This is a genomic window from Janthinobacterium violaceinigrum (assembly GCF_009208555.1).
Classification (GTDB): Bacteria; Pseudomonadota; Gammaproteobacteria; order Burkholderiales; family Burkholderiaceae_D; genus Janthinobacterium; species Janthinobacterium violaceinigrum.
In genome coordinates this window covers 56,099-81,408 of sequence record NZ_WFLI01000003.1, presented here as the reverse complement: position 1 = coordinate 81,408, position 25,310 = coordinate 56,099, and the positions used below count along the sequence as shown (strand labels likewise).

Annotated in this window: 39 protein-coding genes, 1 tRNA gene and 2 pseudogenes; 27 read left to right on the top strand and 15 right to left on the bottom strand. The window is 59.6% G+C overall.

Annotation, left to right across the window (positions count from 1 at the left end):
* Window positions 1-65: 65 nt before the first annotated feature.
* On the bottom strand, window positions 66-1,058 hold the full coding sequence (locus tag GCN75_RS03355) for a phosphoadenosine phosphosulfate reductase domain-containing protein (RefSeq protein ID WP_152281345.1): 993 nt from the start codon (window positions 1,056-1,058) through the stop codon (window positions 66-68).
* Window positions 1,059-1,087: 29 nt separating this feature from the next.
* On the opposite strand from GCN75_RS03355, the gene GCN75_RS03350 reads away from it, so the two are divergent.
* Complete coding sequence (locus tag GCN75_RS03350; RefSeq protein ID WP_152281344.1) at window positions 1,088-1,714, top strand: hypothetical protein; 627 nt, start codon at window positions 1,088-1,090, stop codon at window positions 1,712-1,714.
* Between the two features lie 38 nt (window positions 1,715-1,752).
* Here the strand turns inward: GCN75_RS03350 and GCN75_RS03345 are convergent, their stop codons facing one another.
* The 3 genes from GCN75_RS03345 to GCN75_RS03335 form a co-directional block, all read right to left on the bottom strand.
* The gene (locus GCN75_RS03345) at window positions 1,753-2,055 is read right to left on the bottom strand and encodes a hypothetical protein (RefSeq protein WP_152281343.1); all 303 of its coding nucleotides are present in this window, start codon (window positions 2,053-2,055) and stop codon (window positions 1,753-1,755) included.
* A complete protein-coding gene (locus GCN75_RS03340) occupies window positions 2,052-2,483 on the bottom strand; it encodes a hypothetical protein (protein WP_152281342.1) in 432 nt (143 codons plus the stop codon). The genes GCN75_RS03345 and GCN75_RS03340 overlap by 4 nt, the downstream gene beginning before the upstream one ends.
* Window positions 2,484-2,847: 364 nt before the next feature.
* On the bottom strand, window positions 2,848-4,572 hold the full coding sequence (locus GCN75_RS03335; protein ID WP_226941047.1) for a DNA cytosine methyltransferase: 1,725 nt from the start codon (window positions 4,570-4,572) through the stop codon (window positions 2,848-2,850).
* A 35-nt stretch (window positions 4,573-4,607) separates the two neighbouring features.
* Here GCN75_RS03335 and GCN75_RS03330 point away from each other — a divergent pair, with 35 nt between their 5' ends.
* Entirely contained in the window at window positions 4,608-5,213 is a 606-nt protein-coding gene (locus tag GCN75_RS03330; protein WP_152281341.1) for a hypothetical protein, read from the top strand.
* Between the two features lie 95 nt (window positions 5,214-5,308).
* Here GCN75_RS03330 and GCN75_RS03325 read toward each other — a convergent pair whose 3' ends face one another.
* The 7 genes and pseudogenes from GCN75_RS03325 to GCN75_RS03300 form a co-directional block, all read right to left on the bottom strand.
* Window positions 5,309-5,713, bottom strand: coding sequence for a hypothetical protein (locus GCN75_RS03325; RefSeq protein ID WP_152281340.1), 405 nt, complete (start codon window positions 5,711-5,713; stop codon window positions 5,309-5,311).
* Window positions 5,710-6,498, bottom strand: coding sequence for a KilA-N domain-containing protein (locus GCN75_RS03320; protein ID WP_226941045.1), 789 nt, complete (start codon window positions 6,496-6,498; stop codon window positions 5,710-5,712). Before GCN75_RS03320 ends, GCN75_RS03325 begins: the two co-directional genes overlap by 4 nt.
* 27 nt (window positions 6,499-6,525) lie before the next feature.
* Window positions 6,526-6,690, bottom strand: coding sequence for a hypothetical protein (locus GCN75_RS29085; protein WP_193317365.1), 165 nt, complete (start codon window positions 6,688-6,690; stop codon window positions 6,526-6,528).
* Window positions 6,691-6,710: 20 nt separating this feature from the next.
* Window positions 6,711-6,950, bottom strand: a pseudogene (locus tag GCN75_RS03315) (helix-turn-helix domain-containing protein); the annotation flags it as partial.
* Between the two features lie 76 nt (window positions 6,951-7,026).
* On the bottom strand, window positions 7,027-7,242 hold the full coding sequence (locus GCN75_RS03310) for a hypothetical protein (RefSeq protein ID WP_152281339.1): 216 nt from the start codon (window positions 7,240-7,242) through the stop codon (window positions 7,027-7,029).
* 17 nt (window positions 7,243-7,259) lie between these two features.
* Window positions 7,260-7,550 (bottom strand): hypothetical protein, encoded by a 291-nt coding sequence (locus tag GCN75_RS03305; protein ID WP_152281338.1) that lies wholly within the window; start codon window positions 7,548-7,550, stop codon window positions 7,260-7,262.
* 204 nt (window positions 7,551-7,754) lie between these two features.
* Complete coding sequence (locus GCN75_RS03300) at window positions 7,755-7,997, bottom strand: hypothetical protein (RefSeq protein WP_226941044.1); 243 nt, start codon at window positions 7,995-7,997, stop codon at window positions 7,755-7,757.
* A 115-nt stretch (window positions 7,998-8,112) separates the two neighbouring features.
* Between GCN75_RS03300 and GCN75_RS03295 the strand changes: the two genes are divergently transcribed.
* From GCN75_RS03295 to GCN75_RS03195, 24 genes and pseudogenes are all read left to right on the top strand, one after another.
* Window positions 8,113-8,811, top strand: a complete 699-nt coding sequence (locus GCN75_RS03295) for a LexA family transcriptional regulator (RefSeq protein ID WP_152281337.1) — start codon at window positions 8,113-8,115, stop codon at window positions 8,809-8,811.
* 68 nt (window positions 8,812-8,879) lie between these two features.
* Window positions 8,880-9,734 carry a hypothetical protein gene (locus tag GCN75_RS03290; RefSeq protein WP_152281336.1) on the top strand — a complete coding sequence of 285 codons (855 nt, stop codon included), beginning with the start codon at window positions 8,880-8,882 and terminating at the stop codon, window positions 9,732-9,734.
* Window positions 9,735-10,112: 378 nt separating this feature from the next.
* Window positions 10,113-10,379, top strand: a complete 267-nt coding sequence (locus GCN75_RS03285) for a hypothetical protein (protein WP_152281335.1) — start codon at window positions 10,113-10,115, stop codon at window positions 10,377-10,379.
* Window positions 10,380-10,506: 127 nt separating this feature from the next.
* A complete protein-coding gene (locus tag GCN75_RS03280) occupies window positions 10,507-10,686 on the top strand; it encodes a hypothetical protein (RefSeq protein WP_152281334.1) in 180 nt (59 codons plus the stop codon).
* Window positions 10,687-11,025: 339 nt separating this feature from the next.
* Window positions 11,026-11,157, top strand: coding sequence for a hypothetical protein (locus GCN75_RS29810; RefSeq protein WP_264372531.1), 132 nt, complete (start codon window positions 11,026-11,028; stop codon window positions 11,155-11,157).
* Window positions 11,154-11,399 carry a hypothetical protein gene (locus tag GCN75_RS03275; protein ID WP_152281333.1) on the top strand — a complete coding sequence of 82 codons (246 nt, stop codon included), beginning with the start codon at window positions 11,154-11,156 and terminating at the stop codon, window positions 11,397-11,399. The genes GCN75_RS29810 and GCN75_RS03275 overlap by 4 nt, the downstream gene beginning before the upstream one ends.
* A 112-nt stretch (window positions 11,400-11,511) precedes the next feature.
* Entirely contained in the window at window positions 11,512-12,450 is a 939-nt protein-coding gene (locus GCN75_RS03270; protein ID WP_319633280.1) for a RecT family recombinase, read from the top strand.
* Between the two features lie 37 nt (window positions 12,451-12,487).
* Entirely contained in the window at window positions 12,488-14,263 is a 1,776-nt protein-coding gene (locus tag GCN75_RS03265; protein WP_152281332.1) for a YqaJ viral recombinase family protein, read from the top strand.
* Between the two features lie 31 nt (window positions 14,264-14,294).
* Complete coding sequence (locus tag GCN75_RS29495; RefSeq protein WP_226941042.1) at window positions 14,295-15,005, top strand: KTSC domain-containing protein; 711 nt, start codon at window positions 14,295-14,297, stop codon at window positions 15,003-15,005.
* Entirely contained in the window at window positions 15,002-15,268 is a 267-nt protein-coding gene (locus GCN75_RS03250; RefSeq protein ID WP_152281331.1) for a hypothetical protein, read from the top strand. The genes GCN75_RS29495 and GCN75_RS03250 overlap by 4 nt, the downstream gene beginning before the upstream one ends.
* Window positions 15,265-15,678, top strand: coding sequence for a recombination protein NinB (locus GCN75_RS03245; RefSeq protein WP_070279261.1), 414 nt, complete (start codon window positions 15,265-15,267; stop codon window positions 15,676-15,678). Before GCN75_RS03250 ends, GCN75_RS03245 begins: the two co-directional genes overlap by 4 nt.
* Window positions 15,679-15,687: 9 nt before the next feature.
* Window positions 15,688-16,575, top strand: a pseudogene (locus GCN75_RS03240) (recombination-associated protein RdgC); the annotation flags it as partial.
* 78 nt (window positions 16,576-16,653) lie between these two features.
* Window positions 16,654-16,911 carry a DNA translocase FtsK gene (locus GCN75_RS29490; protein ID WP_226941083.1) on the top strand — a complete coding sequence of 86 codons (258 nt, stop codon included), beginning with the start codon at window positions 16,654-16,656 and terminating at the stop codon, window positions 16,909-16,911.
* Window positions 16,908-17,333, top strand: coding sequence for a hypothetical protein (locus tag GCN75_RS03235; protein ID WP_152281329.1), 426 nt, complete (start codon window positions 16,908-16,910; stop codon window positions 17,331-17,333). The genes GCN75_RS29490 and GCN75_RS03235 overlap by 4 nt, the downstream gene beginning before the upstream one ends.
* Window positions 17,330-17,647, top strand: coding sequence for a hypothetical protein (locus tag GCN75_RS03230; RefSeq protein ID WP_152281328.1), 318 nt, complete (start codon window positions 17,330-17,332; stop codon window positions 17,645-17,647). The genes GCN75_RS03235 and GCN75_RS03230 overlap by 4 nt, the downstream gene beginning before the upstream one ends.
* Window positions 17,644-18,309 carry an ASCH domain-containing protein gene (locus tag GCN75_RS03225; protein ID WP_152281327.1) on the top strand — a complete coding sequence of 222 codons (666 nt, stop codon included), beginning with the start codon at window positions 17,644-17,646 and terminating at the stop codon, window positions 18,307-18,309. Before GCN75_RS03230 ends, GCN75_RS03225 begins: the two co-directional genes overlap by 4 nt.
* Before the next feature lie 5 nt (window positions 18,310-18,314).
* Window positions 18,315-18,944 carry a hypothetical protein gene (locus tag GCN75_RS03220; RefSeq protein ID WP_152281326.1) on the top strand — a complete coding sequence of 210 codons (630 nt, stop codon included), beginning with the start codon at window positions 18,315-18,317 and terminating at the stop codon, window positions 18,942-18,944.
* Window positions 18,941-19,063, top strand: coding sequence for a hypothetical protein (locus GCN75_RS29805; RefSeq protein ID WP_264372530.1), 123 nt, complete (start codon window positions 18,941-18,943; stop codon window positions 19,061-19,063). Before GCN75_RS03220 ends, GCN75_RS29805 begins: the two co-directional genes overlap by 4 nt.
* Window positions 19,064-19,072: 9 nt before the next feature.
* Window positions 19,073-19,399, top strand: a complete 327-nt coding sequence (locus GCN75_RS03215) for a hypothetical protein (protein ID WP_152281325.1) — start codon at window positions 19,073-19,075, stop codon at window positions 19,397-19,399.
* A complete protein-coding gene (locus GCN75_RS03210; RefSeq protein WP_152281324.1) occupies window positions 19,396-19,632 on the top strand; it encodes a hypothetical protein in 237 nt (78 codons plus the stop codon). Before GCN75_RS03215 ends, GCN75_RS03210 begins: the two co-directional genes overlap by 4 nt.
* Window positions 19,632-20,246 (top strand): hypothetical protein, encoded by a 615-nt coding sequence (locus GCN75_RS03205; RefSeq protein ID WP_152281323.1) that lies wholly within the window; start codon window positions 19,632-19,634, stop codon window positions 20,244-20,246. The genes GCN75_RS03210 and GCN75_RS03205 overlap by 1 nt, the downstream gene beginning before the upstream one ends.
* Complete coding sequence (locus tag GCN75_RS03200) at window positions 20,243-20,854, top strand: hypothetical protein (protein ID WP_152281322.1); 612 nt, start codon at window positions 20,243-20,245, stop codon at window positions 20,852-20,854. Before GCN75_RS03205 ends, GCN75_RS03200 begins: the two co-directional genes overlap by 4 nt.
* On the top strand, window positions 20,851-21,210 hold the full coding sequence (locus GCN75_RS29080) for a helix-turn-helix transcriptional regulator (protein ID WP_193317364.1): 360 nt from the start codon (window positions 20,851-20,853) through the stop codon (window positions 21,208-21,210). Before GCN75_RS03200 ends, GCN75_RS29080 begins: the two co-directional genes overlap by 4 nt.
* Window positions 21,099-22,103: a tyrosine-type recombinase/integrase gene (locus tag GCN75_RS03195; RefSeq protein WP_152281507.1), complete on the top strand. Its 1,005-nt coding sequence runs from the start codon at window positions 21,099-21,101 to the stop codon at window positions 22,101-22,103. Before GCN75_RS29080 ends, GCN75_RS03195 begins: the two co-directional genes overlap by 112 nt.
* A gap of 88 nt (window positions 22,104-22,191) precedes the next feature.
* Here GCN75_RS03195 and GCN75_RS03190 read toward each other — a convergent pair.
* The 4 genes from GCN75_RS03190 to GCN75_RS03175 form a co-directional block, all read right to left on the bottom strand.
* Window positions 22,192-22,266, bottom strand: a tRNA-Val gene (locus GCN75_RS03190).
* A gap of 81 nt (window positions 22,267-22,347) precedes the next feature.
* Window positions 22,348-23,064, bottom strand: coding sequence for a DNA polymerase III subunit epsilon (dnaQ, locus tag GCN75_RS03185; RefSeq protein WP_152281321.1), 717 nt, complete (start codon window positions 23,062-23,064; stop codon window positions 22,348-22,350).
* A 103-nt stretch (window positions 23,065-23,167) separates the two neighbouring features.
* Window positions 23,168-23,605, bottom strand: coding sequence for a ribonuclease HI (gene rnhA, locus GCN75_RS03180; RefSeq protein ID WP_092800349.1), 438 nt, complete (start codon window positions 23,603-23,605; stop codon window positions 23,168-23,170).
* On the bottom strand, window positions 23,598-24,374 hold the full coding sequence (locus tag GCN75_RS03175) for a class I SAM-dependent methyltransferase (RefSeq protein WP_152281320.1): 777 nt from the start codon (window positions 24,372-24,374) through the stop codon (window positions 23,598-23,600). The genes rnhA and GCN75_RS03175 overlap by 8 nt, the downstream gene beginning before the upstream one ends.
* 19 nt (window positions 24,375-24,393) lie before the next feature.
* On the opposite strand from GCN75_RS03175, the gene gloB reads away from it, so the two are divergent.
* The gene (gene gloB, locus GCN75_RS03170) at window positions 24,394-25,203 is read left to right on the top strand and encodes a hydroxyacylglutathione hydrolase (RefSeq protein WP_152281319.1); all 810 of its coding nucleotides are present in this window, start codon (window positions 24,394-24,396) and stop codon (window positions 25,201-25,203) included.
* The last annotated feature ends 107 nt before the right edge of the window (window positions 25,204-25,310 follow it).

Below are 25,310 nucleotides of genomic sequence, written 5' to 3'. Positions count from 1 at the left end.
AACGCTTCGTAGTCTGATGTCGAATGGACGCATCAAAATGCCTATTTGCATGGAGCTCTCGATCATCACTCGCATAATCCATATGCGGAACTGCACGCCGTCGACTCATCCAACGCTGTGAGCAGTGAAAATTGTTTGCCGCCTCGGCTGGTCTTCGACCACTCGACCACCGATTCGATGGTTGAAGCTTGGCCGGCATGCGCCTTGGTACCCATGTGAAAGAAGGACACTGGCGAGCGCGGCCGGCACACTTCCGACACCAGAGCCTCCCATTCGGCAATTCGAGCGATGTGCTGGGGAAACCGGCGTGACACTTCGTGCAGCTCCCCTTTGCTGCAATTGATGCAAGGCATGCAGCCGACGCGCGACATTCCTTGCTTGTAGAGCGGATTGGGCTCGATGCCTGCCAGCCGATGGGCCTCGAAAACGTCGCCGACGTTCCACCGCAAGATTGGCCGGTACGTGAAAAGTCCGCCGCCAACTACCTCGAAGTGCTTGACGCATGCGCCAGTACCCTGCAACCGCTCCCGGCGCGATTGGCTTTCGTCGATCCGTACGCCTTGCCAGGACCAGATCGCATCGCACTCACGATCGATCAATTCCATAGCGAACTCCGTCAAGGGTTTGGTCTTGAGGTATTCCGTGCAGAACTGCCGTTTGCGCGAAGGGAAGCCGCCCCGCACCATGCAAAGGTCCAGGTATGGGTTTCCAGATGGGTGTAGCAGCTCAAGCGCACGCTGCGCGGCCTTGGCCGTCCAGTGATACATGAACTTGCGCTTCCCATACACGGCAGACTCTGGTTCGCCGGCCGCGATGCGCGCCAGATTGGCGCGCTTAGTGGCGAATTCATCAGCGAAATCAGCACGCACCACGTCGACCTTGATGCCAAGGGCCACAGGCAAGTAGTTCAGTGCATATTCCAGCGTGCTCTCGTGCTCATTGCCGGTATCGGCCATGACGAAACGGCACGCAGCTATACCGTGCAGCTCGAGCGCGAGAATTGCGGTTGCGGTGCTGTCCTTGCCGCCAGAAAGTGAAATCAAGTGGATCAGGCTCATGATAAGATTTCCTTTTGACAAGGAAATTTATGCTGAATTGGCTGACCTGGTTTAGATGGGCAACTTTGATGATTGCCTTGGGCGCAATGTCTTACTACGGATACCGTGCCGTTCCTTGGTCCTATATGGACGCTACTTTGTCGGCATACTGGGTCGCTGCAATTGGCACGACGGGAACTTTGATCGGCACCATCGCGCTTGCATCGTCCGAAGCGCGGACTCGCCAGCGAGAAAGAATGACGTTGGCCGTGATTCAAGCGGCACATTGCCAACATAAAATGCAAGCAATGCTCCTGGGGTTGGAGCGGATCGCTGAATTGCTCGGTCCTTCCACCAAAAAGAAAATTCCCATAGATAACGTGCTCAACTCCATCAATGAAATCGACTCGATTGTATTTATTGACAATCAAGAGCTTGCTACCCTTGTGCCACTGAAAGGGCATTGCGCAATGAAAATTGCCGGCGTCCAAAATGCATTGAGCAACTTGAGAAAGCATATTTTGGACATAGACACTGTTCGGCCTGCGAGCGACGATGAGGATCAATCCATAGGTCTTGATATTGACGCCACGTATTTTGCAGCGGCAATTGCGAAGAAGCAGGTTGAGCGACTTTGGGAGGTTATGCACACCTTTAAAGAATCCATCTACACTTAACAACTGGTTTTCACCTTTATTGAGGACATCGACTTGGTTCATGGCTGACTCCCAGCGCTATTGATCACCTGGCGCGCGACACGCGCTGCATACGCCTCTAGCATAGTGTCCGCCTTACCACCCAGTGCGGCGCGGAAGCGTGCCTTGTACGCGTCGCAGCCGGTAAGCGTAGCGGCCGTCCAGCCGGCCTCAAACTTGTTGATGATCGACACGGCCAGGCCGCGTTCGATCAGACTGTCTCGCGCAGATTTGCTCGGCTCGTAACCATGCGATAAAGGGCCGCATTCGATGAGAGCGACAAGGGTGTCGACCTCGGCGCCAGTAAGGGTCAATTCGCTCACGATGCATCCTCCATCGCGCGCTTGATGCCAGCGGCATTGAGGCCGGTAGCCTTGCAACCCAGGCGAGTAGCGTGAAAGTAGGTCATTTCGTTAGCTGCACGGCCGGCCGTGGCCAGGCCTGCGACCACCAGGCGCCGCATTGCCTCGTGCTGCTGGCCGCTGCCGGCGGCGAAGTAGTTGCGCCAGCCCCACTTCGATTTCGGGTATTGCTGCACGGCGCCCAGCATGTGCTGCAGCTTGGCGAAGTCGCCAGGCATGATTGCGTCGCGGACGGCGGCCAGCGCGCATGCGGCACATTTGTCGTGCTGAACCAGCTGCTTGGCGCTGCTGGCCTTGCCGCAGGCGCACACCTTGCGGATTAGCGAATAGGCCGGCGTCGACTGGTTCGCCAAGTGATGACGGGCAATTTGAGCGCGATTGGTGATCATGTTATTCTAGACTTTCTAACAAGGGAGGCAAGATGAAATACATATGCGATACGAAGCATGGAACGGCGATAATTTCACCAAGACCAGGCTTCATTCCCCTCAGCGTCCTGATTGATTGGGGGCATCCTGGCCCTACGAGGCAAGTCGAATACGTTCTTAAGAGCCCCTCAACGACCGGAGCGGTCAGGAATGTCGAAGGCGAAACAATCGCAAAAGTGGCGATTGCCCATTTCCACCGCACCGAACTACCTCGTGAGACCACGCTGCACTTCAATATGGAAGATCTGGAGCCATCGGGAGAGCTGGTGCTTGTGCCAATAGATTGATTTGTCAGTGACATCACGCGACCCTCGCAATCTCGCGCTCATGCGCGAAGTTGGCGCGCAGCAGCATCAATCCGGCGGCCAAGCCAGGCAACATTTGACACGGCCCAGCTGTTGCCGATGGCCTTGTAGCGCGGGCCGTCAGCCGCAGCGCGTGCGACTTGGTCGCGTGACATCACCCCGCCGCGCATCAGGTATTTGATCCAGTCCTGGTCGAGCTTTTCGGGCCGGATCTTGCGGCCGAACGGAATGAGCGTGTAGTCGTCAGGGAAATCCTGCAGGCGCTCGCACTCACGGGGCGTGAGGCGGCGGACTGCCATGCCAGGCGCAACATACGTTGTTTGCTTCATGCCGGGCTGTGCCGACAATGCTCCCGAAATTTCTCCGTCACCGCCCATTAAGCGGACTTCATCCCGAGTGTTCTGGCAAAATGCCATCGATGGCACAATCGGCTGGCCACGCCCCGTGCCATCCTCGCTCGCATCGAATCCCTCGGCCTTAAGGGTGTGCATGACGTCACCGGTAATGCAGACCGCCAGCTGACCGCCGGCGTTCGCATGGCTTCCCTGATGCCCCATAGCGCGCATTGTCGGGGCCAGCTCAACGGTCGCGTCGGCGCCGTGGTCTTTGCAGCTGAAGGCGACGGCTTGCACCTCTGCGCGCGCTTCCAGCGTGTAGGCGATATGTTCCTGCACTCCCACGCCATCGGGACCGCTGTTCGGGTTCATGCGCAGTGCGCCAGCCTGGGGGGCATAACTGACGGCCTGCGCCACGCCGTGCTGCGACCCGTTGTCGAGCGTGTACATCGGCGCATCGGCGTCACCTATACCCAGACCGTTTTGACCTTTGCCGCGCGTAGCATTCTGGACAGGATAGGCAATCGGTTGCACCAGAAACGTTTCGTTATCAAGATCGTAGCGCCCACCTGGGTGCGCGGTAAGAGCTGTACCTACTTCGGTCGGATTGCAATTTTTTCCACCACCGAATGCTTGGGTGGTGGCCCCCCGGATTTCCTCCCATCCGGCATCAGGGCAACTGTAGTCAGCGCCTGCGACAACTGCTCCGGCAGCGTCTTGCCCCGCTTGTCGGCTCGGCGCAGTATCCCGGCGCACGCCGTCGAACTCAAAAAGTACCTGTGCGGGATCGAACCCTTCTCCAGCACTTGCGATAACGAACACACGACGGCGTCGTTGGGCCACTCCGAAATATTGGGCGTCGAGGATCCTCCACGCGACTGTTCTTTTGGGGCCATACACACAACCAGCGTTCGCCCATTTACCCCCTGGCGGTTCGATAGGATCATCTTCGCCGGCAAGGCCAGCAAGGAAGCAGCCGAAGGCATTGTCTTTTGTGGAGAGGACTCCGGGAACGTTTTCCCAAAAGACGACGGTTGGAAGAAGTCCAGCTGCAGCACGTCGCGCGTCAATTTCATCTGCAATCTCGCAAAAAACAAGGGAAAGGTTGCCGCGCTCGTCATCGAGCGAGTTGCGCAGGCCCGCAATCGAGAACGCTTGGCACGGAGTGCCTCCGCAAAAAACGTCGGGTGCCGGCACGAAGCCGTCGCGGATCAGGGCTGCGACCTTGGTCATGTCGCCCAGGTTTGGTACGTCCGGATAGTGGTGCGCCAGTACGGCGCAAGGAAAAGGCTCGATCTCAGCCAACCAGGCGGCGCGCCAGCCGAGTGGGCCCCAGGCGACGCTGGCGGCTTCGAGGCCGCTGCAAACCGAGCCGAAGGAGATAGGCATGTTGAAGGAATCACGCTTCATGCTAAGATTCCTTTCAAACAACTTTCGGCAAGCGCATGAAATACCCCTACCTCACCGTCGCACTTCTGGGAATTTTTGGAGTCGTTGACATAGTCATACTTGGCAATCACTATCAGCTCACGAAGTCCGATTGGTCCGGTTGGGTGCAGGCCATAGGTTCGATTGCCGCATTGGGAGTAGCGATTTTTGTGATGAGTAGGCAAAATGCACACTCCGCTAAACTTCTTGCTGAAGCTGACGTTCGGGTAATGGCGCGTCGGGCGGCAGCAGTTTCTGCTCTTGTTGTACGTGCAAGCGAACGATTGCAGGAGTGCACTACAAGCCTTACTCGCGCAGCCAATGCTGGTGACAACAGAAAATTTCATCTCACTTGGACTGTTGTTGGTCCAGCCCTGCGACAATGCAAAAGCACGTTGGAAATGGTTCCTGCTCATGAGCTGGGCGGCTACAAAATGGCGAACGGTCTTCATTGCATGATTGACTCGCTTCATCATTTCCTGCTTCTTGGCGAGGATTGGGAAAAAGAGACATTCCCCGCCTTTGACCCCACCTTTCAAATTGCATATTGCGAGGCGCATCGAGACGGAGGTATCGATGCACTCAATATCTTTAATCAGGGGGTCGAAGAGATTTCCAATTGATAATGATTTGACTTTCCAGCCCGCAGGTCCTCTGCTGGACGCGACAAATCGCCTTACGCGACAAACACTGGAGACAAAGTAGTCGGTATCGCGCTTCATGGGCGCACCTCGGCAGCTGGCCGGCGAACGACCACGACAGGCATGGCGCCCACCGTGCCACGAAAGTGTGGCGCGGCCACCTGGCCAGCCTGTTCGGGCTCGGCGCCCAGCAGCGCCGCGCGCGCAGCGTCTTTCAGCACGTAGCGAATACCCACCAGGCGAACATTGCCCTGGATGAAGCGCGAGAAGATCATGCGCAGGCGGTGCTCCATGCCCGCCTCTTCAATATCGAAGCCAGCGCGCTCGCAGATTTGGTAGAAGGTGCCAGGCCCGGCCAGCATCGCCTGCAGCAACGCGTACGAGCGGGAGCCTTGTTTCGGGAGCGTGATGCCAGAACGGCGGCGTTTCGTCTTATTTACGCCAAAAGTCGGGCGCGCGCGATCGTCAGCTTGGCCAGTCACAATGCCACCTCCGCCAAGACGGAATCGCGCCACTTCACTTGCTGGATGGGCGTGCCGCTCGAGTGCGCCTTGCCGGTGTCCGCCACGAAGGCATGGGCGCGCCCCTTCTCCGTCGGCACCCAATGGCCGGCGATGTTCTCTTGCAGGCCAGCCTGTACCAGCAGCTGGTTGAACGCTTTGCCGCTCTTGACGAAGCGGCTACCCAGCTCCGTCGGCGTGTAGTAAATCTCCTGGCTGGGCGTGGCCAGGTGCGTGCGCTCCATCAACTGCAGCATGTTGACGCCGGTCAGGGCGGCCGTGCCTTGGTTTGCGCTAATTGCTGCGGCATTCTTGTCGAGGCCGATCAGGCGCGCAATGCCGAAGATGGCGCGGAATTCCTTGGCGGGCGAGATTGCGCTGGGCTTCGGCGCAGCGACCGGCGCCGGGCCGGTGGCCACCGCGTCGAAGGTGCGGATGACTTCCAGGTGAAACTTGGGACTGATCCACATGGCGTAGGCGTAGACCAGCTCCTTGCAGACGTAGGTGCCTCCGTTGCGGCCCTGGGTGGTGAAGGTTGGCAAACTCTGCGCCGGCGCAGAGTTTATTTCCGCTTCCAGCTCCTGGATTTCCGGACGGCGGAAGAAGAATGCAGGCTGATGGCGACTTTCCGCGCCAGCAGCCTTGTGAAGGTCGTTGAGGCAAAAGCGGCCCTCATTATCGACCGCAATCAGCGTATTCGCTATCGTGATGCCTTTGTGTTGTACAATTCCGGTCATAAATTCTTTCGCGAATTTTTGTTGTTTCAAGGAAGCCCGCCTGCCAGCGGGCTTTTTTCATTTCTGGCCTTGCAGTTCCTGCAGCATTGCTTCGTAGTGCTGGCGCGTCCGCACGTGGCCGGGGTCGACCGGCAGCTCGCGCTCGACGTGCTCTTGCTGCTGGGCGCCCTGCTCGACCTGCGTCGGCGTGCCGCCTCCCGACTGCATGGTCGTCCAGGTCAAGCTGCCACCTCGGCGCGCGCGATGCGTTTGAGCTCGCGGATCGACACGTCGAAGACCTCGTGCATGCGGATAAGCAGCGAGGCGCCGATTGGCAGGCGGCCGTGGCGGATCTTCGAGATCACTGGCGGCGCCACTTCCAGCGCGCGGGCCAAGGCGGCGTCGTTCTTTGGGCCTTTGGCCAGCAGCGTGTCGAGCAGCTCGTTGTTGCCAGCAGCGTTGTCCAGCGAGCGATACGGCGTAATTGCAGTTGTTTGCGTCATGTCATATTCCTAATTGATGGTGATTAAAGTGGCTGTTTCCGGCCATGCGATGCTGTAGTTGTCGGATACGGATCCGTTATGGAGGCTCGCACCGCGGCACCTCGTATTTCTTCGCCACCCTGTCGGTGGCATCGCGCCATTTCTGGCGCGCTTCCTTGTGCGCGGCCTTCGCGCTTGCCTCGCCCTCCCCGTCCTTGGCGCCCTGCAGGTCTTTCTCGGCCTGGCGGTAGATCATCGAACGCTGGAAAACCAGCTCCTTTTCCTCGGTCGTGACCTCGGCTTGTTTATTCAATAGCTGCCTCCATGCCGTTAAACCCGCATCCGCACGACGCGCGGGACGACACCGAAGCACGGGCGCGATGCCGGCATAATCTGGGCCCTGTTATTTCCTGATCTGGGCCTAGCCCCGCTGGAAAACGGCGGCGTATCATTCCGTTTCGGCCTGGCGTCCAGGTGATTGCGGATGATCACGATCGTGCATTCGTTCAGCACGTCGCTGACGGTCTTGCGCATCGCAGTACATGCGGCTTGCAAGGCATCCTTGTTCTCGTCGGTGATGTAGCCCTTGACGAGCGCAGTGCGTTTTTGCTTCTGTTTCATGGTTTTCTCCTGGTGGTCGGTGTTACAGGGTTTGGGTACAGCGAAATGCAGGTCGGTGCGTGGTGCTGTTTTACGGTGGGCGCTCGCTTGCTGGCGATGCACACTCCTCGAGCGGCACGCCAGGCGGAAGCTGGTGCGGTTCGAGCAGCGGGATACGGACGATACCGGCCGCGGGGCGCGGCGGGTAAATGGGGACAAGGCGGATCATGGCTTGGCGCCCACGTCTTTGCGCGATTCGGTCTGCTGTATTGAGGCTTGGGTGGACTTGGCACTTAAACGCAATGCAGCGGCAAATATCTCAGGATGATCCAACCTCACCTTGGAGGGAATTCCCCGAACCGTCCAGTTTTGGACGCGCTGAACCCCGCCTTGCTTCGCATAGCCCAGCAGTTCGGCCAGCTTTGTTGGACCGCCAAGCTCTGTAATTTGCTTTTTGTCGTTGTTCATCGTGTATGAGTTCACTGGTGAAGATGAAAGCATTAAACACTATGTTTATAAACAAGTCAAACAAATTTAAACGTTGCGTGTAACACATTTTGTTTAGTTAACGGGAAAATCGCGCATGAACATACAGATGACCCGCCTCTACGAGGCAGCAGAAGCACTCAAAAATCTTCATAGTCAAGCGGAAGTCGCGCGCGCCCTGAACGTATCCGCCCAGGTGATAAACAACTGGGAAGCAAGAGGAATTTCAAAAGCTGGCCTGATAAATGCTCAAACAGTACTTGGCTGCTCAGCCAGTTGGCTGGAGAGTGGTGTTGGACCTATGTCCTTGACGACTATTGAACCTGCCAACGTGTCAGGTTCAATGCGTGTTGAACAGGCAGATCGAGACAATACCAATTTTGTTCATATCAAAAAAGTCAAGCTTCGTTTGTCTGCCGGGGTAACTGGCTTTCAAGCCGATCCGGAATTTGACGATGGAGGAACCATTCCCCTTGACCCTCGATGGATAGCAAAGCATAAATTCGTACCAAGCAAGCTAATAGCAATTAAGGTAAAAGGGGAAAGTATGGAGCCTTCTCTGCATGAAGGCGACATTGTCATTATCAACACAGAAGATCAGAAACCCGTGGACGGCGTTGTTTTTGCTGTAAATTATGAGGGTGAAGCTGTTGTAAAGAGATTATCACGCGACATTGGTGAATGGTGGCTAACTTCAGATAATGCAGACCAAAGAAAATATCATAGAAAAATGTGCCGAAATGGCGAGTGCATTATCATCGGTCGAGTAGTAAGACGTGAAGGAGATAAAATCTAGTTACTGCGATCTCAGGATTAGCCCACACCAAAATTAAATAATCTAAAATCACAACTGAAATCTTGATTATGAAAAAAGTAGTTTTTGCATTAGTAGTTCTAGGCGGATTCCATCATTGCCTGCAAGCGCAAGATGCGCCAAAATCAAAAGTAGCTGCCAAGAAGCAACAAGCGAAACAATCTAGCAAGACTGCGGAGGATTCAATCAATTACGATCCAAATCCCTTTGATATAAGCGTTGAATCGTTGCCAGCCAATTATCACGGCCACAGCTGCGCCGACATTGTAAGACCTCTCGGCAATATCAAGTTAGAGAAGGACGAATTCGAGAGTTCAAAGGCTTTCGCAGAGCGTATTGAGTTCGTCAAAGATAGCCCATTATATGGAAAACTTAAAGGAACGAGTACTCTCGCATTCTCACCGGCAAGGCCACTACTTTTACCAAAGTATGACGCCGACACCGAAACCATGACGGTTAAGATAGTTTCACACGGATCTCAATCAGTTCGTATTGGTGAAAGTTTTTACTCCTCAGCACCGATCATCAAAGATTTGTCTGATTCGAGAAGCTACGTGGCTGAAAATGGTTATGGAAAAAAAATTGAAGTAAATAGCTTTACTTATTTGGTTTGTGGCATCACGTTTTCCAACGTAAATTCTATAGCAAAGTCCACTCACATTCCCTCGGACTTTTCTTTTAAAGTTGCCCCCGAACTTGCCAGGGATAGCAAAGAAAACATTGGCATCCTATACATTACAAACCTTAGCGCACCATACATTGTGCGATACAGCGAATACATGAAAGCGACTATGGACAGCCCGACAGAGATCTCAATGTCAGGACCATCAATCGTAACTACCTTATCCCAAGTTTGGGTGTACAACACTAAGACTGGGAAGATTTTCGCGAAAGAGCCTTTGTAGACCACTCTCCCTTTTCCACATCTCAAGAAGCCCGCTACATGCGGGCTTTTTTTCGCCGTAAAATTTTGCGATTGAAGCAGTCAAGTTGGGTAGAGCAATCACAACTCTCCTACTCTCCCGACTCCACTAGCACACCTGTAGTTCGTCAGATCACACACCAGAACAGCAAAGCCCTCGTGAGCTCAACCAAACAAAAATCTCCATAAGTTAAACAAAACGTTTGACTCTGTTTATAAACATGGTGTTTAATACGCTTATCGAACAGCAACCATCGGAGCGAACCATGTCCCCAGCCGAACTGAAAGCCCTTGAAGCAGCCCTGATTGCCGCCGGCGAAGTATTGCCGGTGGTGCACGTCGAAGCGCGCGGGTAATTGCCATGAGCGCCCGTGACCACGACGCCGCCCAACTACAAGCCGAGCTGGCACAGCGCCATGCGCCGGACCCGCGTTTTCACTTCGACGTGACGATTCGTTTCACGGACGGCACGTACCGCAACAAGGTCCGCGCCCGCAACAAATGTGTGGCGCATGCCATGGCCCTGACGGATGCACGTATGGCCTCTCCCTGCAGCACCTTCTACGGCAAAGAGCTCGGCCACTTGGTCGAGCTGGCCAAACAAGATCAGCGGTCGCCCGCGCCGTAGTTCAAGGCGGGACAGGCCGGCGGGCCGGATAAATGCCCTGTGGGATCAGCATGCCCCGATTGATCTTCGTGAGGATCAGGCGCCCGGGGAAGCCCGGCGCCACAACCAACCTTAAAGGAAATAAAGCATGTCGAATTTCAAAAAAGATCAGAAGGTGAATGTGAAGGGTACGAAAACCGAGCCGCTGCCGCGCCCGGGCAAGTTCGTGAAGACGCACCCGGGCGCTCGCGGCGACTTCTTGGAGGTGCTGCTGGATGGCTCGACGCAAAGCCAGCGCTTCCGCCCTTCGCAGGTGACGGCAGCCTGATTTACCTGCGCGGCCTGTCGCCCAGGCCGCCGCCCCTGCCCTGCGCCAGGCGAGCGCAGGAACTACACAAAAGCGGCGGCGTGGATGGACACGCGCTGATGTTGCGCAGGCAGACGACACCCTCGGGACAGCGATGAATCCCGAACCAGGCTGGGCGCTCGCGAACCGCGACCTTCACCGAGTCGGTATCAAGCCCGACCCGCTTTTTTGTGGTGCCGCGATTCCTGGCGTACGCAGGAATGAAAGCCCCGGAGTGGCTCAGGGCCGGACAGCAAGGGCCGGAACTGGCCGAGTTCGATTCTCGGCAGGGGCGCCAGATCAAAACCAGAGGAGCAGCACATGAGCTACATCATCACCATCCGCACTGCCAGCACGGTACACAGCTTCGCCGCCATCGGCAACTTGGGTGCGCTGATCGACGCCGCCTACGACGACGGCGCCCTGGGCGTGACAGCGATGGTGCGCCCATGATCGCCCTCTTCCGCCGCATGCTGGCCGCCCACCGCCACTACCAGGCGCAGCACCAGCACCGCATGAACAAGATGCGCCTGGCCGGCGTGCGCCGCGAGCTGGCCGGCCTCGAAGAAATGCGGAAGGAACTGATCACCGCGCAGATCGAAGCCCTAATCGACCTGGATGCATCCGCCGCGCTCGTTCAGCGCCTGGGCCGCGCCCACCGGGAGGCGCAGTGGACGTCGTCAGCCAAGCCGTGATGGACGTGGCCAGCCAGGCCTTACGCAATTGGCATGCCGGACACGCCGTCGTCTACGCCGTCCGCCTGGCACTGTTGAAGGCAGAAATCATAAAACTCACAAGGAAAAAGTCATGAACGCAGTTACGCAAGACAGCAGCGCCGCGATGCAGGTTTCACAAAATGAGCAAGGCGAACTGCCGGTCGTGGCTACCAGCAGCGCCGCCCTGATCCTCGACAGTGCAAGCATGGACAGCATGATGCGCCTGGCCGACATCATGGCCAAAGGCCGCGCCACCATCCCGGAGCACCTGCGCGGTAGCCCGGCCGACTGCGCCGCCGTCATCATGCAGGCCATCCAGTGGCGCATGAATCCCTTCGCGGTGGCGCAGAAAACGCACTTGGTCAATGGCGCTCTGGGCTACGAGGCGCAGCTGGTCAATGCCGTGATCCAGTCGAGCGGTGTTACACGGGATCGCTTCAACTATGAGTGGTATGGCCCGTGGGAAAAGATCATCGGCAAGACGCGCGTCTGCAACGCGCCGGCCAAGGGCAAGCCCGGCGAGAACGGTTACAAAAAGGAGTACCAGTACCGCGTGCCGGACTACGACCTGAAGGAAGAAGAAGGTCTGGGCGTGCGCATATGGGCGACGTTACGCGGCGAGGCTGAGCCACGCGTGCTCGAGTTACTGCTGGTACAGGCCAGCGTGCGTAATTCCCCGCTGTGGGCGACGGACCCGAAACAGCAGCTGGCGTACCTGGCCGTGAAGCGCTGGACCCGCCTTTACTCCCCCGACGTAATCCTGGGCGTGTACACGCCGGACGAGCTGGACGAAGGCAACCGCGAGGCGCGCGACATCACACCAGCTGCGGCGGCTACAGATGACCGCACGATCGATCAGCTGCCGGAATGTACTGACGAGCTGTTCAAGCAAAAAACGCCGGAATGGCGCAAGACCATCCTGGACAAAAAGAAAACGCCGGCGCAGCTGATCGCCATGCTCAGCACCCGCGCAACCTTCACCGAAGCGCAAAAAATGACCATCGATAGCTGGTCGCACGAAAACGAGTAATCGCCACACCCAACAATAAAACGATTGAGGACACAACATGCAACGCGAAAACACACTCACCCGCGAAATCCACAACCTGCTGCAGGGCAGCGACGACTGGCACGCCTTCCGCTTCGACCATCACGGCGCCAGCGAGGCGGCCGCGATGCTGGGCATATCGAAGAAGGTAACCCGCAGCGAACTGGTGCGCATGAAGGCCACGGGCCTGGCCAAGGAATTCAGCGACTGGGTGCAGGAAAACATCCTGGACTACGGCCACGAAGTCGAAGCACTGGCGCGCCCGTTCGCCGAGCGCATCATCGGCGACGAGCTCTACCCGGCCACTCTGTCGCTGGGCCGCGAGAGCGCCTCTTGCGACGGCCTGAACATGGCGGAGACCATCGGCTTCGAGCACAAGCAGTGGAATGCCGAACTGGCCGCATCGGTCGGTGCCGGCGTGCTGCTGGAAGAGCATCAGCCGCAGGTCCAGCAACAGTTGCTGGTGACCGGCGCCGAGAAATGGCTCTTCATGACGTCCGATGGCACCGAGGAAAACATGGTCTGGATGTGGGTGTATCCGGACACCGCCTGGTTCGCACGTATCGTCGCCGGCTGGGAGCAGTTCGATATCGACGTCGCCAACTACACGCAGGTTGACATTGCCGAGAAGCCGGCCGCTGAACCGATCGCCGCCCTGCCCGCTCTGGTCGTCCAGACCGAAGGCAAGGTCGTCAGCAGCAATTTGGTAGCGTACAAGGCCGCCGCCGAGAAGTTCATTGCCAAGATCAACACCAAGCTGGAAACCGACGAGGACTTCGCCAATGCCGAAAACACCGTCAAGTATTGCGGCGAGGCGGAAGACAAGCTGGAACTGGCCAAGGCCGCCGCCCTGGCGCAGACCGCGACCATTGACGAAGTGATGCGCACGGTCGACCACATCAAGGCACAGTTCCGCGCCAAGCGCCTGGAACTGGAAAAGCTGGTAAAAACCCGCAAGGAACAGATCAAGGAAACTATCCTGAACGAAGGCCGGCACGCCTTCACTGCGCATATTACCGCGCTCGAGACCGAAATCACGCCGCTGCGCCTGCAGCAGCCCCAGCCGGATTTCGCAGGCGCCATGAAGAACAAACGCACCCTCGGCAGCCTGCGCGATGCCGTCAGTACCACGCTGGCCAACGCCAAGATTGCAGCCAACACACAAGCCGCTGACTACCGCGCCAAGCAGGCCTGGTGCCGCGAGCATGCCGCTACCTACGGTTTCCTGTTCATGGACATGGCCAACATCATCGGCAAGCCGATGGATGACTTCCAGCTGGTCATTACCAGCCGCATCGCCGATCACAAGCGCGCCGAGGAAGCGAAGGCCGAAGCCGAGCGCGCACGGATCCGCGAAGAGGAGCGCGTCAAGGCAGAAGAGGCAGCGGCCGAAACGATCCGCCAGGCCCAGATCGAATCTGAGCGGCTCGCGGCGGCAGCGGCCCAGGTTGAGCGCGAAAGCGCGGCAGCCAACACGCAGCGCCAGTTGGCCGAGCAAGCCTCGCAGCTCGCTGCCGAGCGCGCCGTCGAGCCGGTCGCCCAAGTAGCGACGCCCAAACCTACCGCGCCTATCACCGCGCGCCGCGCGCCGGCAGCCGCCGCACCGGCGCCGAGCCGCCCAGCGCCAGCACCTGACCTGCTCGACGCCGCTGCCGATGACCTCTACCCATCCGACAGCGACATCCTCGATGTGATGTTCGACCAGTTCGGCCTGATGGCGGCCGAGGCCATTGACCGCCTGGCCAAGTTCGACTTTGCTGCCGCGCGCGCCGGTCTGGTCGCCGAAGCCGCATAAACACCGCCCCGCCCACCACCTGGAGAAACCAATGAATACAGCAGTCGCAGCACCACAAATCACCCTGCAAGCCATTCAATCCTCGCAGATTGCCGCTATCGGCCACTGCCCGGCGACCGAGACCCTGGCCGTGCAGTTCTTCCGCAAGGGCGCGCCGGCGGACGTGTACCACTACGCCAACGTCACGGTAACCGAGTATGCCGCCTTCGCCTGCGCCGAATCCATCGGCAAGCACTTCTACGCGCACATCAAGCCGCATGCCGATAAGCACCCATACACGAACATGGGCACGCCGGCCGTCGAGCTGGCGCCGGTCAAGCTGAGCAAGGAGCTGCTGGCCGGCCTGCTGACGGGCCGCGAATACGGCAGCGAAATGGCGAAGGAAGAGGAGCAGCAGGCCAAGGCCGCCGGCCTGATCGTGATCTTCGGCGCCAGCGACGACCTGATGGAGTTCCGTGGCTTCGTGGACGACGAGCGCGGCGCGCCGACCATCGCTCTGCTCGACGCCAAGGGCTTGCTGCCGTTCCGCGAGGATATCCAGCACGACGACGATGCACTCAAGGACTATTTCGCCCGGGCACCGCAGGTGCGCGCCGTGGATGCCCTTTGGGCCAAGGAAGACGGCTACAGCTGGACTTACCGCACCGACGTGCCGCACGCCACCTTCGAAATCGTGGAAGACGGCGAGCCGTACTGCCGCGGCATCGTGATCGACGTTGTAGACCTGGGCGGTGCAGCGTGAGCAGCCGGGCCGAACGCCAGGCAAAGGCGACCGCGCAGCTCCAGGCCGCATGCGACAAGTTCAATGCCGCGCACCAGGTCGGCGCCGCCGTCAGCGTCGAACTGGACAGCGGCAAGGTCCGCAAGACGATCACTGTCAGCGAGGCGCAAGTGCTCAGCGGCCACACCGCCGTCATCTGGCTGGATGGCATCAGCGGATGCTATGACCTGGAACGCGTGACGGCGCTGCCGCCGGCCAGTACGGCCGAAGGATCGCCACCATGACGAAGCAAACCTACTTCCTCGTGCACGACGAGGCGCGGCGCCGAGCGGTTGAATTTGCCAAGAGCGCGCCGCCTGGCTGGATGGTGGTGTTTTCGGAGCCGAAGAAGAAGCGCGCCCAGGAAGAAAAGTACCACGCGATGATCGGCGAGATCGCCAAGCAGGTCGAGCACATCGGGCGCAAGTGGGATGCGGATGACATGAAGCGGCTGCTGGTGGACGAGTTTGCCGACGAAATGCGCCTGGCCGGCACGCCGCTGCACCACGACGGGCGCGTGACGCCCAGCTTCGACGGACGCCGGATCGTGCAGCTGGGCGTCCAAACCAGCGACTTCTACGTGAAGGAAGCCGCGCAATTCATTGAGTTTTTGTATGCCTTCGGTGCCGCGCGCGGCGTCGTGTTCTCAGAATAAGGAAGCGCCATGTTTTTCAAGAATCTCCAGATTTACCGCCTGCCCGCAAACTGGCCCATGAGCGCCTCGGAGCTGAACAGCATGCTCGAGCGCCAGGCCTTCACCCCCGCCACGAGCGCCGAGCTGCAGCGCCAAGGCTGGGCTGCGCCGCGCGGCGCCGGCGCACCGTTGGTGCACGCCGTGGGCGGCCAGTTCCTGCTGCAGCTGAAAACCGAGAAAAAGCTGCTGCCGTCGACCGTGGTCAACCAAGTTGCCGCCGCCCGCGCGCTGGAAATGGAAGAAGCCCAGGGCTTCGCGCCCGGCAAGAAAGCTATGAAGGAACTGAAAGAGCGCGTTACCGACGAGCTGCTGCCGCGCGCCTTCGCCATTCTCAGCACCACGGCCGTGTGGGTTGACCCGGTAAATGGCTGGCTGGTGGTAGACGCGGCCAGCCCGGCCAAGGCAGACGAAGTGGTAAAGCTGCTGCTGAAATCTGTCGACAAGCTCCCGCTGGAAAGCCTGCGCGTCATGCGCTCGCCGGTTGGCGCGATGACGGAATGGCTGAAGGTGGACGAATCCCCGGCAGGCTTCACGGTCGACCAGGACGCGATCATGCGCGCCACGGGCGAAAGCAAGGCCCAGGTGGCCTACAAGCGCCACACCCTGGAGGCGGACGATATCCGCCGCCACATCGCCGCCGGCAAGCAGTGCACGCTCCTGGCCATGACCTGGAGCGACAAGATCAGCTTCGTACTGGACGAGAGCCTGGCTATCAAATCGGTGAAGCCGCTGGAAATTATCAAGGAAAGCGCCACGCGCAACGACGACGAGCGCTTCGACAGCGATTTTGCGCTGATGACGGGCGAGCTGGCCAAGATGCTGGCCGATCTGGTCGAGGCCCTGGGCGGCGAAGCCGAGGAAGATGCGCGGCCGCCGGGCCCGGCCGTTGACGCGGCGCCGGCCAAAGGCCACGAACCAGTGCGCGAACAACGCGTGATGCTGAAACTAAACGGCCAGGCGCCCGGCACCGTGCCGCCAGGCGACGGCAGTGCGACCGACCCGATGTATGACCAGGCCGTCGAGTTGGTGCGCAGCCGGCAGCGCGCATCGATATCGCTGGTGCAGCGATATTTGGGTATTGGCTACAACCGAGCAGGCAACCTCCTGGAAGCCATGGAGGCGCTGGGTGTGGTGAGCGGCATGGCATCGAACGGCAATCGCACGGTGTTGGCTGCGCCAGGAGCGGCAGCATGAGCGCGCACACCCCTTGCATGCTGATGGTCGGAGAAACGCCCTTCGACAACGATGGCGCACCCGAAACCGTTATCGGCGGTACCGGCCAATTTGAAAATCACGCTATTGCAGTGGCCATCGACTTCAAGAACGCGCCCGGTATGCGCGAGGCCAACGCCCGGCGCATGGTCGCCTGCTGGAATGCACTCGACGGCTTGCATGACGATGCCCTTGGCGGCGGCTGGACGGCGGCCGGCATGAATGCTTATGCAAAAGGCCTGGAAGAAAAGCTGCGCGTGATGCACGACCTGCTCCTGGCGATAAAGAAACTGGACGACAGGAACGACATCGCAGACCACGACGAAGGTGTGCCGTGCACATCGGCCGAGTTTGATGAGGTGATGGCGAGCGTGTGCGAAGTCTTGAAAGGCGGAGCCACATGATCAACCGCCTCTACACCGTCAGCGCCACCCTGACGGCCGTCATTATGGCCACCAGCGAACGCGAAGCCGAAATCCGCTTTAAGTCGAACTTTGGCGAGATCAAAGACCAGCCCATCGACGCGGTGGCCGACGAGGAAATTCGAACAGAGCGCGACCTTCCGGACGACTGGACCGTCGATTGCCTGCCGTATGGTCCGCGCGACAACGCGCTGACCATTGGAGAATTCCTGGACGTGCTGCCGCCGGCTGCGGTACGCGATACGAAAACAGTTGATATGTTTACGGCCGCACCGGCCGCTGGAGAAAAAGCATGAAAGAGCGCCCAATACTCATGAACGGTGCCATGGTGCGCGCTGTGCTCGACGGCAGCAAGACGCAGACGCGCCGAATCATGAAGCCTCAGCCGGAACCAGTGCCGCATCGCCCAGGTGATTACCAATGGTCTTGCAACGCGTTCCAGTCGATGGTGAGCGTTGGGGATACACGTGCTCCTGGCGCCCACGGCATGGCCGGCGATGCATGCCCCCATGGCGGGCATGGAGATCACCTGTGGGTGCGTGAGACGTTCGGCTATGTCTCCCCTGACGAACACCAGCGTCCGCTGCCCGAATGCAGCATCGAGTATCGCGCAGATCTGCCGGCGGGCAACACCGACCGCCCTAGCGGCTGGCCGGCGACCGAATGTGTTGGCGATCCTGCGCGTCCGCGATGGCGCCCAAGCATCCACATGCCTCGTGCGGCGAGCCGGATCCTGCTGGAGATCGTGTCGGTGCGTGTCGAGCGCCTGAATGACTGCAGCGACGCCGACGCACGCGCCGAAGGCACGCCTGGTGGCCATGGCGTCATTCCGAGTTACAACTACCACGCGACACCGAGCGAGCACTTCAGCCACCTGTGGGAATCCATCAACGGCGCCGGCAGCTGGGCAGCCAACCCGTGGGTTTGGGTGATCGAGTTCAAGCGGGTGGCGACATGAGGCCGTTGCTTGCCTATGAAGTGCGCGAGCCTAACGAGGGGCACTGCGTTATCCGCTTTGCCACCAGCAGCGCCGCCGCGCGTCGCGAAGGGGCCAACGAGCTGGACTGCGGCTTTAACGAGGTCGAGCACTGCCAGCGGAAGCCGCAGTTTGACCAGTACGCACCTGGTCCGGTGCCACATGCGGTGCTGATCGAGCATGGCTGGTGGTTCGAGTGCCACCACTGCAGCCGGCGCGTCAGCGAAGAGATGCAGCAGGACGCCGAGGACGAAGGTGAGGAGCACAAGCACCTGGAAGTCATCACGGACGGCGATGCCGTCTACTGCAGCCAGGGCTGCGTGATGGGGGGGTTTGTCGAACGGCGCGCCCAAAAGGCTGCACAAGCGGCCCTGATTGAATTCTTCTCGCTCATGTACCCGGACTGCACAATCGGAAGCATTTGGGTAAGCCGCGCGCCACTGCAGGGGCCTGACAGGCTGGGCCACGCCCAGGCGCTCCTCTACTTCAAGTTTCCAGGTGCGCAGCACGACGCGACTTTTACGTTCGGCGAAGACTGCATGCGCATCTCGCCTGATGACAGGCCAGCTTTCTACGCTTGGCGCGACATCAAGATGCCCGCCACGGAGGCAGTATGACCGACGGCAACGAAGTGCCGAACAGCGAGCGCAGCCCCGGTGCCGCGTGCATGGCGGCGGCCCTGATCCTGATTTACGTGGCGGCCACCCTCGCGGGCGTCTTGGCCGCGACAACCTGAAAGGTAAATATGAAAACACTAATCGAAGCCGTGCAAGTCGAGCGCCGTGAGGATGGCAGCTACTTCCACCCTGCCCTGGTTAACTCGCCAGACGATGACAGCGCCGTAGCTTTCAGCGGCTGGTTGGCGGAATGCGGCGTCGAAGTCACCCGCGTCTGGATGGAGATCGATGCCGCACTGCTTTGCGGGCGCTACATGGACGACGATACCGACGCACTGAAGGAGTGGCAGCCCACCACGCCAGCCGGCGCAGACTGGTTCCTGCTGGCCATCTTCGACACAGAGGACGATGGTCCCGTGGCGTACTTCGTCCGCCCGGCGCCGGCGGCGACGTGAGTAGCCGCAGTCCGGCGCCGCCGGAAACACCGGCCGAGACCGCCTACAAGCTGGACCGCGCCGTGCTGCGCGCGATCCACACCTGCCAGCCCGTGCTATGCGACGGCAAGCAGCACCACCTGCGCGCCATGGGCGCCCAGGTCCTGGGCGGCGGCGTGTCTTCCGTGATTTACCTGATGGGCGACGCGACACCGCGCCAGCCAAGCGAGATAACCTTTTTGGAGCATGCATAATGAACAACAACGCTAGTATTGACGCGCTGGAGCAAGGTGGCCCCCTTTCGGTCGCCCTAACGCCGCAGCGCCTGGCCGTGCCGGACGGCTGGAAGCTGGTGCCGGTTGAACCGACGCCTGAGATCATCGCTGGTGCAGCAATCGCATCTTGGCCAACCGCAGCGCTTGCCGATATCGACCTGGCACGCCAAGCAGCGCCGCTCGTCTTGATGCAGATGGAGATGGCGCCGGGCACGACGGTCGATGCGTTGGCTGGCATGCTGGCTACGATGGCGCCAGCATATCGAGCAATGATCGCCGCGGCGCCAGTTCCTCCAGCAGAAGAGCTGGCAGCGGCGCAGGGCGATATAAAGGACGAAAAAGCCGACCTTGTACGCGCTGGACTGGCGCTGATAGTGAATTTGAAGACCGTCAAGGATGAACTGGAAACGTTGAAGGGTGATGCCAAAGACGCGGAACGGTATCGTTGGCTGCGCCAGTTCCCTACAAACTTCGCCACTGATGTATGGGGCGTATATGGCGCGGGTCTGCCTCTTGATAAAACTTTCATCAACCAAGGTGAGCGGCTTGACTCCGCCATCGACGCCGCTATCGCTGCCAAGGCGGCATCATGAGCGCCTACGATCAAGCCTCGATCCAGATCAATCGGTGCAAGCGCATTCTGGCACTTGTCGATACCTACGTGGAAAAGCAGACCACCGCCACCCGTACCGATCTGCGCATGGCACTTATGGATGAATTTGAAGCGCCAGCCATCGCCTCGCCAGGGGCCGCTGGAAGCGTGGACACCTGCGCCGAAATGCACGCCCTGTGCAGCGCCTGCGGCGGCACAGGTGACGTGCACCGGGTCAACGGGGAATGGTTGGGCGAATGCACTTGCATTCATGGCCAGGCCCAGCGTCGGGAGCGGCAAGCACAGGGCGAACACCCGGCGCCGTGCGCGCGCAGCTGCGAAGCGCCAGCTTTCCAAAGCCTGGTGCGCGAGCGCGATGCGCGCATTGCTCAGCTGGAGGCCCAGCTCGTGCGCCGTCGCACACCACTCTCGCCCGAAACGCAGCAGGCCATCGCGGCTGCGTGCGCCGCTGGCCAGACCTTCGCGGCGACGCCGGCCGGCCTGGTCTTCATGAACGACGGCGCAGAGCCAGGCAGCGGCGAGCTGGACTGCCCTGCATGCGGTGGCAGCGGGCATGCCGGTGATGTGGCGGCCGGGAGTGCACCATGAACATGAGCGAAGTAGAAATGCTTCACATCGCCGAAATGGTGGCGGCGCTGGATAAAACCACAGGCAGGAGGCCCACCAGTACGTCCGGGGAACTGAACAGGCAACAGATCTGCGCCGCGCTCGGCGTCAGCGAATCTACGATCCGCCGCCTCGAGCAGGCAGGATTGCCATATACACCGGTCGGCGCGCGCTCCAAGCGCTACGACCTCGAAGAATGCAAGAACTGGTTAAAGGAAAACAACCAATGTCCATCTGGGACGACAAAAAAGGCAGGAAGCACGTCGGCATCATGGTCGATGGCAAAAGAATTCACAGAAAGCTGCCGGAAGGCGCAACTACGAGTGATGCCAAGTTAGCTGAGGCAGAGTTGCGCGCAGCGGTTGCGCGCGCGCCGAAAAGCCAACAGGTGCACATTCCTGGCGATCCGCCGATGGCCTTCATCCTCGCGCTCTACGTCGAGCACGCCGCCAGTCTACGCAGTGGCGACACCTCGAAACATCATGCGAAACGGCTAGGTCCTTGGGCGGAGCGCTACAAAGCGAGCCAGGCCCAGGAGTTTGCCGATCATGTTACTCGTGACATGAGCAAGCTCATACCAAATAAGAAAACCGGCAAACTGGAGCCAGCCTATGCGCCAGCAACGGTGAACCGGTCCTTGGCCTGTGCAAAAAAAGGATTACAACTGGCGTGGCGCCAGCGCCTCACTCCTGAAAATTATGGTTTGCGGATCGACAACATGGCAGTCAACAACAAGCGTGAGGTATTTCTAACGGTTGAGCAGGTAAGGAAGATCGCCTCCTTCTGCACGCCGATTGCGCAGGCTGCGATATGGGCGGCGCTACTGACCGGGGCGCGCCGCGGTGAATTGTTCCAGATTCAGCGTGAGCATATTGGGAAGGATTCGATCACCTTCCCTGCCAGCAATACTAAAACACTTCGCATGCGCGTGGTGCCGATAATCCCGGCCTTGCGGCCATGGCTGAAATATTTTCCATTGGATATGACGTTGTACGGCGTGCAATCGTCCTGGCGTCGGGCGCGCGTGAAGGCGGGCATGCCTCACGTGAATTTCCATGACCTGCGCCATTCTTGCGCAAGCATCATGCTGGGCCTGGGCGTGGACCTGTACACCATCAGCAAAATTCTCGGCCATGCCAACGTGCAAACAACCCAGCGCTACGCACACTTGCAGGTGGATGCTCAGCGCCTGGCGCTGGATAAGCTATCGGCACTGGTTGTGGCGAAGTAAATTACACCCAAAAATTACACCCAATAAAAAAGCCGACTACATAAATGTGTCGGCTTTCATATAAGTACTTGATTTTAAGGCGAATTCTTGGTGGGAAGTGCAAGTTTCGAACTTGCGACCCCTGCAGTGTGAATGCAGTGCTCTACCCCTGAGCTAACCTCCCGAAGCGAGGCGAATTATCGCATAGGTGTTGCGGCAACTGCAAGGGCTGGCGACAGGAAATTTAGCACGCCCCGCTTTTTTCTCAGGCGGCCGCTGGCGGTGCCGTGACGGCGGTCCAGATGCACTGGCCTTTGGCGGCCTTGTCGAGGCCGGCGATGGTGGCTTCGTGGGCGGCGAGTTCGTCGGGTGTGGCGCTCTGGAAGATGACTTCGGCCAGCGGCACGATTTCCAGCACGGCGCCGTCGGCGGCCACTTCCACTTCTTCTTCCATGCTCAGGCTGTTCTGTCCGCGCGTCATGGCCAGGTAGACGTCGGCCAGCAATTCGGAGTCGAGCAGCGCGCCGTGCAGCTTGCGGTGGGCGTTCGAGACGCCGTAGCGGTCGCACAGGGCGTCCAGCGAATTGCGCTTGCCCGGATGCATTTCCTTCGCCTGCACCAGGGTGTCGATCACGCCGCAGACTTGCTCGTGGACGGGCGGCAGGTTCAGGCGCTTGAATTCTGCGTTCAGGAAGCCGATATCGAACGGCGCATTGTGGATGATCAGTTCGGCGTCGGCGATGTAGGCGCGAAATTCATCGGCGATTTCCGCGAATTTCGGCTTGTCGCTGAGGAACTCGGTGGTCAATCCGTGGACGGCCAGCGCGCCCTCTTCCGAGTCGCGCTCGGGATTGATGTAATGGTGGAAATTATTCCCTGTCAACATGCGGTTGTTCAGTTCGACCGCCCCGATCTCCAGGATGCGGTCGCCCGTGCGCGGGTTCAGGCCGGTGGTTTCAGTATCGAGGACAATTTGACGCATGGCAGGTTCAGTCTTAAAAGCAAAAAGCGAAGGGCACAGTATAGCAAACCTGTGCCCTCCGGTTACGCCCTGCCCGCTGCGGCATGGCAGGAAATTTCAGTTCTCAGGCGCGCACGGTTTCCACGCCCAGGTTGGCCAGCTCATCGGCCCGTTCATTGCCCGGATGGCCATTGTGGCCGCGCACCCAGCGCCATTCCACTTCATGGACGGCCTGGGCCGTGTCCAGCGCCTGCCACAGGTCGACGTTCTTTACGGGCGCCTTGGCGGCCGTTTTCCAGCCCCGTGCCTTCCAGCCGTGAATCCATTCGCTGATGCCCTTCTGGACATACTGGCTATCGGTATACATCACGACCTGGCAGGGACGTTTGAGCGCCGTCAAGGCTTCGATCACGGCCTTCAATTCCATGCGGTTATTCGTCGTATTCAGTTCCCCGCCGTAAATTTCTTTCTTGGCGCCATCGGCCACCATCAGCGCGCCCCAGCCGCCCGTGCCGGGATTGCCCTTGCATGCGCCATCGGCGTAAATTTCTACCTTATCCATCTTGCTGTTCCCGCCTTTTATTCGTGACCGGTGCGCCTGCGGGCGCCGTCGCCGGTTTCTTGGTCCACGCCGGACCGATCAAACGCATCCCTTTGACGCGCTTGATCGCCTGCACTATATACACTGCGCCCAGATATGGCCACCAGCGCGCACCGGCCTTGTCCATGAAGGCGTTGCGGCGCAGCCATTTTTCCGTCTTGCAGGCGGGCGCGTAGCAGCCGAAGTGGCTTTGGCTGACGCCCATGTTCAGCAATTTTAACCAGTCTTTCATGCGCGGCATAGAGATCAGCTCGCCCGCCTGCGGCAAATAATGGCGCCCCGTGACCCGCCCGAGGCCCTGGCGCATGCCCCACAGGCTGGCCGGATTGAAGCCGCAGACGATCACGCGCCCCTCCGGTATCAGCACACGCTCGACTTCGCGCAAGACCTGATGTGGCTCGGCAGCAAATTCAAGCACGTGCGGCAAGACCACCAGGTCCAGGCTTTGCGAGTCGAACGGCAGCTCGTCGAAAGCTGACACGAGAGTCAAACGGCTCTCCTGCGGGGGACGCGCAGGCAGGCGCGAATCGAGCAGCCATTTGTTCGGCATGCGGCTGGCGGCCAGCGCGTCGAGCTGGGGCAAGCCGATCTGCACGGCATTAAAACCGAAGATGTCCACAGTCAGGCTGTCGAGACATTGCTGCTCCCAGGCACGCACGTACAGACCGGCCGGCGTCTGCAGCCAGCCGTCAAGCGCTATAATGGATTTTTCGGATGCCACACTGTCCATTCAGTTTTCTCTTTTGCTCATGACACACTCCCCTGAACACGCTTTATCGGTACTTGCCGTGCCCGCCTTTGCCGACAATTACCTGTGGCTGATCCACGACGGCCGCCACGCCGCCGTGGTCGACCCCGGCGATGCGATGGCCATCCTCGATGCGCTGCAAGCCCATCAGCTGACCTTGTCCGCCATTTTACTCACGCATCACCACGCCGACCACACGGGTGGCGTGCCTGAATTGTTGCAGCATTTCGCCGTGCCCGTCTTCGGCCCGCGCAATGAGGCTATCACAGCCATCACGGAACCGCTTGCCGAAGGCGATGTCGCCTATGTGCCCCAGCTGGGCTTGCAGATGACGGTCATCGACGTGCCCGGCCACACCAAGGGCCATATCGCCTACGTACGGCAGCGTACGGAGCAAGGCGATGCACCCTGGCTGTTTTCCGGCGACACCCTGTTTGCCGGCGGCTGCGGCCGCCTGTTCGAAGGCACGCCGGGCCAGATGGCCGATTCGCTGGGCAAGCTGGCCGCCCTGCCCGACGATACCGAGGTATTTTGCGCGCACGAGTACACCTTGTCCAATCTGCGCTTCGCCAACGCCGTCGAGCCGGGCAACCAGGCCTTGCAGGAACGCATTGCCATCGACACGGAAAAGCGCCAGCAGGGCTTGCCCACCGTGCCGTCGACGATTGCCCTGGAGAAGGCCACGAACCCCTTCCTGCGCTACCGCGAACCGGCAATCCTGACCAGCCTGAAGGTGGAAGGCAAGCTGGCGGCCGACGCCTCGCCCGTGGAAGCCTTTGCGGCCTTGCGCATGTGGAAGAATAATTTCTAAGGACACCTGCGCAAACCTGCCGCGCACCCGTTTTGCAGGCGTTGCAGTCATCCATATAAAAAATCCCGGTCGTGCCAACAGCACTACCGGGATTTTTTTATCCGTCT

Bases quoted from the DNA above. Each gene is read 5' to 3' on its own strand.
- GCN75_RS03330 (WP_152281341.1), top strand. From the start codon at position 4,608: ATGAAATACCCCTACCTCACCGTCGCACTTCTGGGAATTTTTGGAGTC.
- GCN75_RS03295 (WP_152281337.1), top strand. From the start codon at position 8,113: ATGAACATACAGATGACCCGCCTCTACGAGGCAGCAGAAGCACTCAAA.
- GCN75_RS29810 (WP_264372531.1), top strand. From the start codon at position 11,026: ATGAGCTACATCATCACCATCCGCACTGCCAGCACGGTACACAGCTTC.
- GCN75_RS29080 (WP_193317364.1), top strand. From the start codon at position 20,851: ATGAACATGAGCGAAGTAGAAATGCTTCACATCGCCGAAATGGTGGCG.
- GCN75_RS03265 (WP_152281332.1), top strand. From the start codon at position 12,488: ATGCAACGCGAAAACACACTCACCCGCGAAATCCACAACCTGCTGCAG.
- GCN75_RS03280 (WP_152281334.1), top strand. From the start codon at position 10,507: ATGTCGAATTTCAAAAAAGATCAGAAGGTGAATGTGAAGGGTACGAAA.
- GCN75_RS29490 (WP_226941083.1), top strand. From the start codon at position 16,654: ATGCTGAAACTAAACGGCCAGGCGCCCGGCACCGTGCCGCCAGGCGAC.
- gloB (WP_152281319.1), top strand. From the start codon at position 24,394: ATGACACACTCCCCTGAACACGCTTTATCGGTACTTGCCGTGCCCGCC.
- GCN75_RS03335 (WP_226941047.1), bottom strand. From the start codon at position 4,572: ATGAAGCGTGATTCCTTCAACATGCCTATCTCCTTCGGCTCGGTTTGC.
- GCN75_RS03235 (WP_152281329.1), top strand. From the start codon at position 16,908: ATGAGCGCGCACACCCCTTGCATGCTGATGGTCGGAGAAACGCCCTTC.
- GCN75_RS03305 (WP_152281338.1), bottom strand. From the start codon at position 7,550: ATGAAACAGAAGCAAAAACGCACTGCGCTCGTCAAGGGCTACATCACC.
- GCN75_RS03355 (WP_152281345.1), bottom strand. From the start codon at position 1,058: ATGAGCCTGATCCACTTGATTTCACTTTCTGGCGGCAAGGACAGCACC.
- GCN75_RS03215 (WP_152281325.1), top strand. From the start codon at position 19,073: ATGAAAACACTAATCGAAGCCGTGCAAGTCGAGCGCCGTGAGGATGGC.
- GCN75_RS03350 (WP_152281344.1), top strand. From the start codon at position 1,088: ATGCTGAATTGGCTGACCTGGTTTAGATGGGCAACTTTGATGATTGCC.
- GCN75_RS03230 (WP_152281328.1), top strand. From the start codon at position 17,330: ATGATCAACCGCCTCTACACCGTCAGCGCCACCCTGACGGCCGTCATT.
- GCN75_RS03275 (WP_152281333.1), top strand. From the start codon at position 11,154: ATGATCGCCCTCTTCCGCCGCATGCTGGCCGCCCACCGCCACTACCAG.
- GCN75_RS03195 (WP_152281507.1), top strand. From the start codon at position 21,099: ATGTCCATCTGGGACGACAAAAAAGGCAGGAAGCACGTCGGCATCATG.
- GCN75_RS29495 (WP_226941042.1), top strand. From the start codon at position 14,295: ATGAATACAGCAGTCGCAGCACCACAAATCACCCTGCAAGCCATTCAA.
- GCN75_RS29805 (WP_264372530.1), top strand. From the start codon at position 18,941: ATGACCGACGGCAACGAAGTGCCGAACAGCGAGCGCAGCCCCGGTGCC.
- GCN75_RS03175 (WP_152281320.1), bottom strand. From the start codon at position 24,374: ATGGACAGTGTGGCATCCGAAAAATCCATTATAGCGCTTGACGGCTGG.
- GCN75_RS03340 (WP_152281342.1), bottom strand. From the start codon at position 2,483: ATGATCACCAATCGCGCTCAAATTGCCCGTCATCACTTGGCGAACCAG.
- GCN75_RS03225 (WP_152281327.1), top strand. From the start codon at position 17,644: ATGAAAGAGCGCCCAATACTCATGAACGGTGCCATGGTGCGCGCTGTG.
- GCN75_RS03285 (WP_152281335.1), top strand. From the start codon at position 10,113: ATGAGCGCCCGTGACCACGACGCCGCCCAACTACAAGCCGAGCTGGCA.
- GCN75_RS03245 (WP_070279261.1), top strand. From the start codon at position 15,265: ATGACGAAGCAAACCTACTTCCTCGTGCACGACGAGGCGCGGCGCCGA.
- dnaQ (WP_152281321.1), bottom strand. From the start codon at position 23,064: ATGCGTCAAATTGTCCTCGATACTGAAACCACCGGCCTGAACCCGCGC.
- rnhA (WP_092800349.1), bottom strand. From the start codon at position 23,605: ATGGATAAGGTAGAAATTTACGCCGATGGCGCATGCAAGGGCAATCCC.
- GCN75_RS03200 (WP_152281322.1), top strand. From the start codon at position 20,243: ATGAGCGCCTACGATCAAGCCTCGATCCAGATCAATCGGTGCAAGCGC.
- GCN75_RS03300 (WP_226941044.1), bottom strand. From the start codon at position 7,997: ATGAACAACGACAAAAAGCAAATTACAGAGCTTGGCGGTCCAACAAAG.
- GCN75_RS03205 (WP_152281323.1), top strand. From the start codon at position 19,632: ATGAACAACAACGCTAGTATTGACGCGCTGGAGCAAGGTGGCCCCCTT.
- GCN75_RS03290 (WP_152281336.1), top strand. From the start codon at position 8,880: ATGAAAAAAGTAGTTTTTGCATTAGTAGTTCTAGGCGGATTCCATCAT.
- GCN75_RS03270 (WP_319633280.1), top strand. From the start codon at position 11,512: ATGAACGCAGTTACGCAAGACAGCAGCGCCGCGATGCAGGTTTCACAA.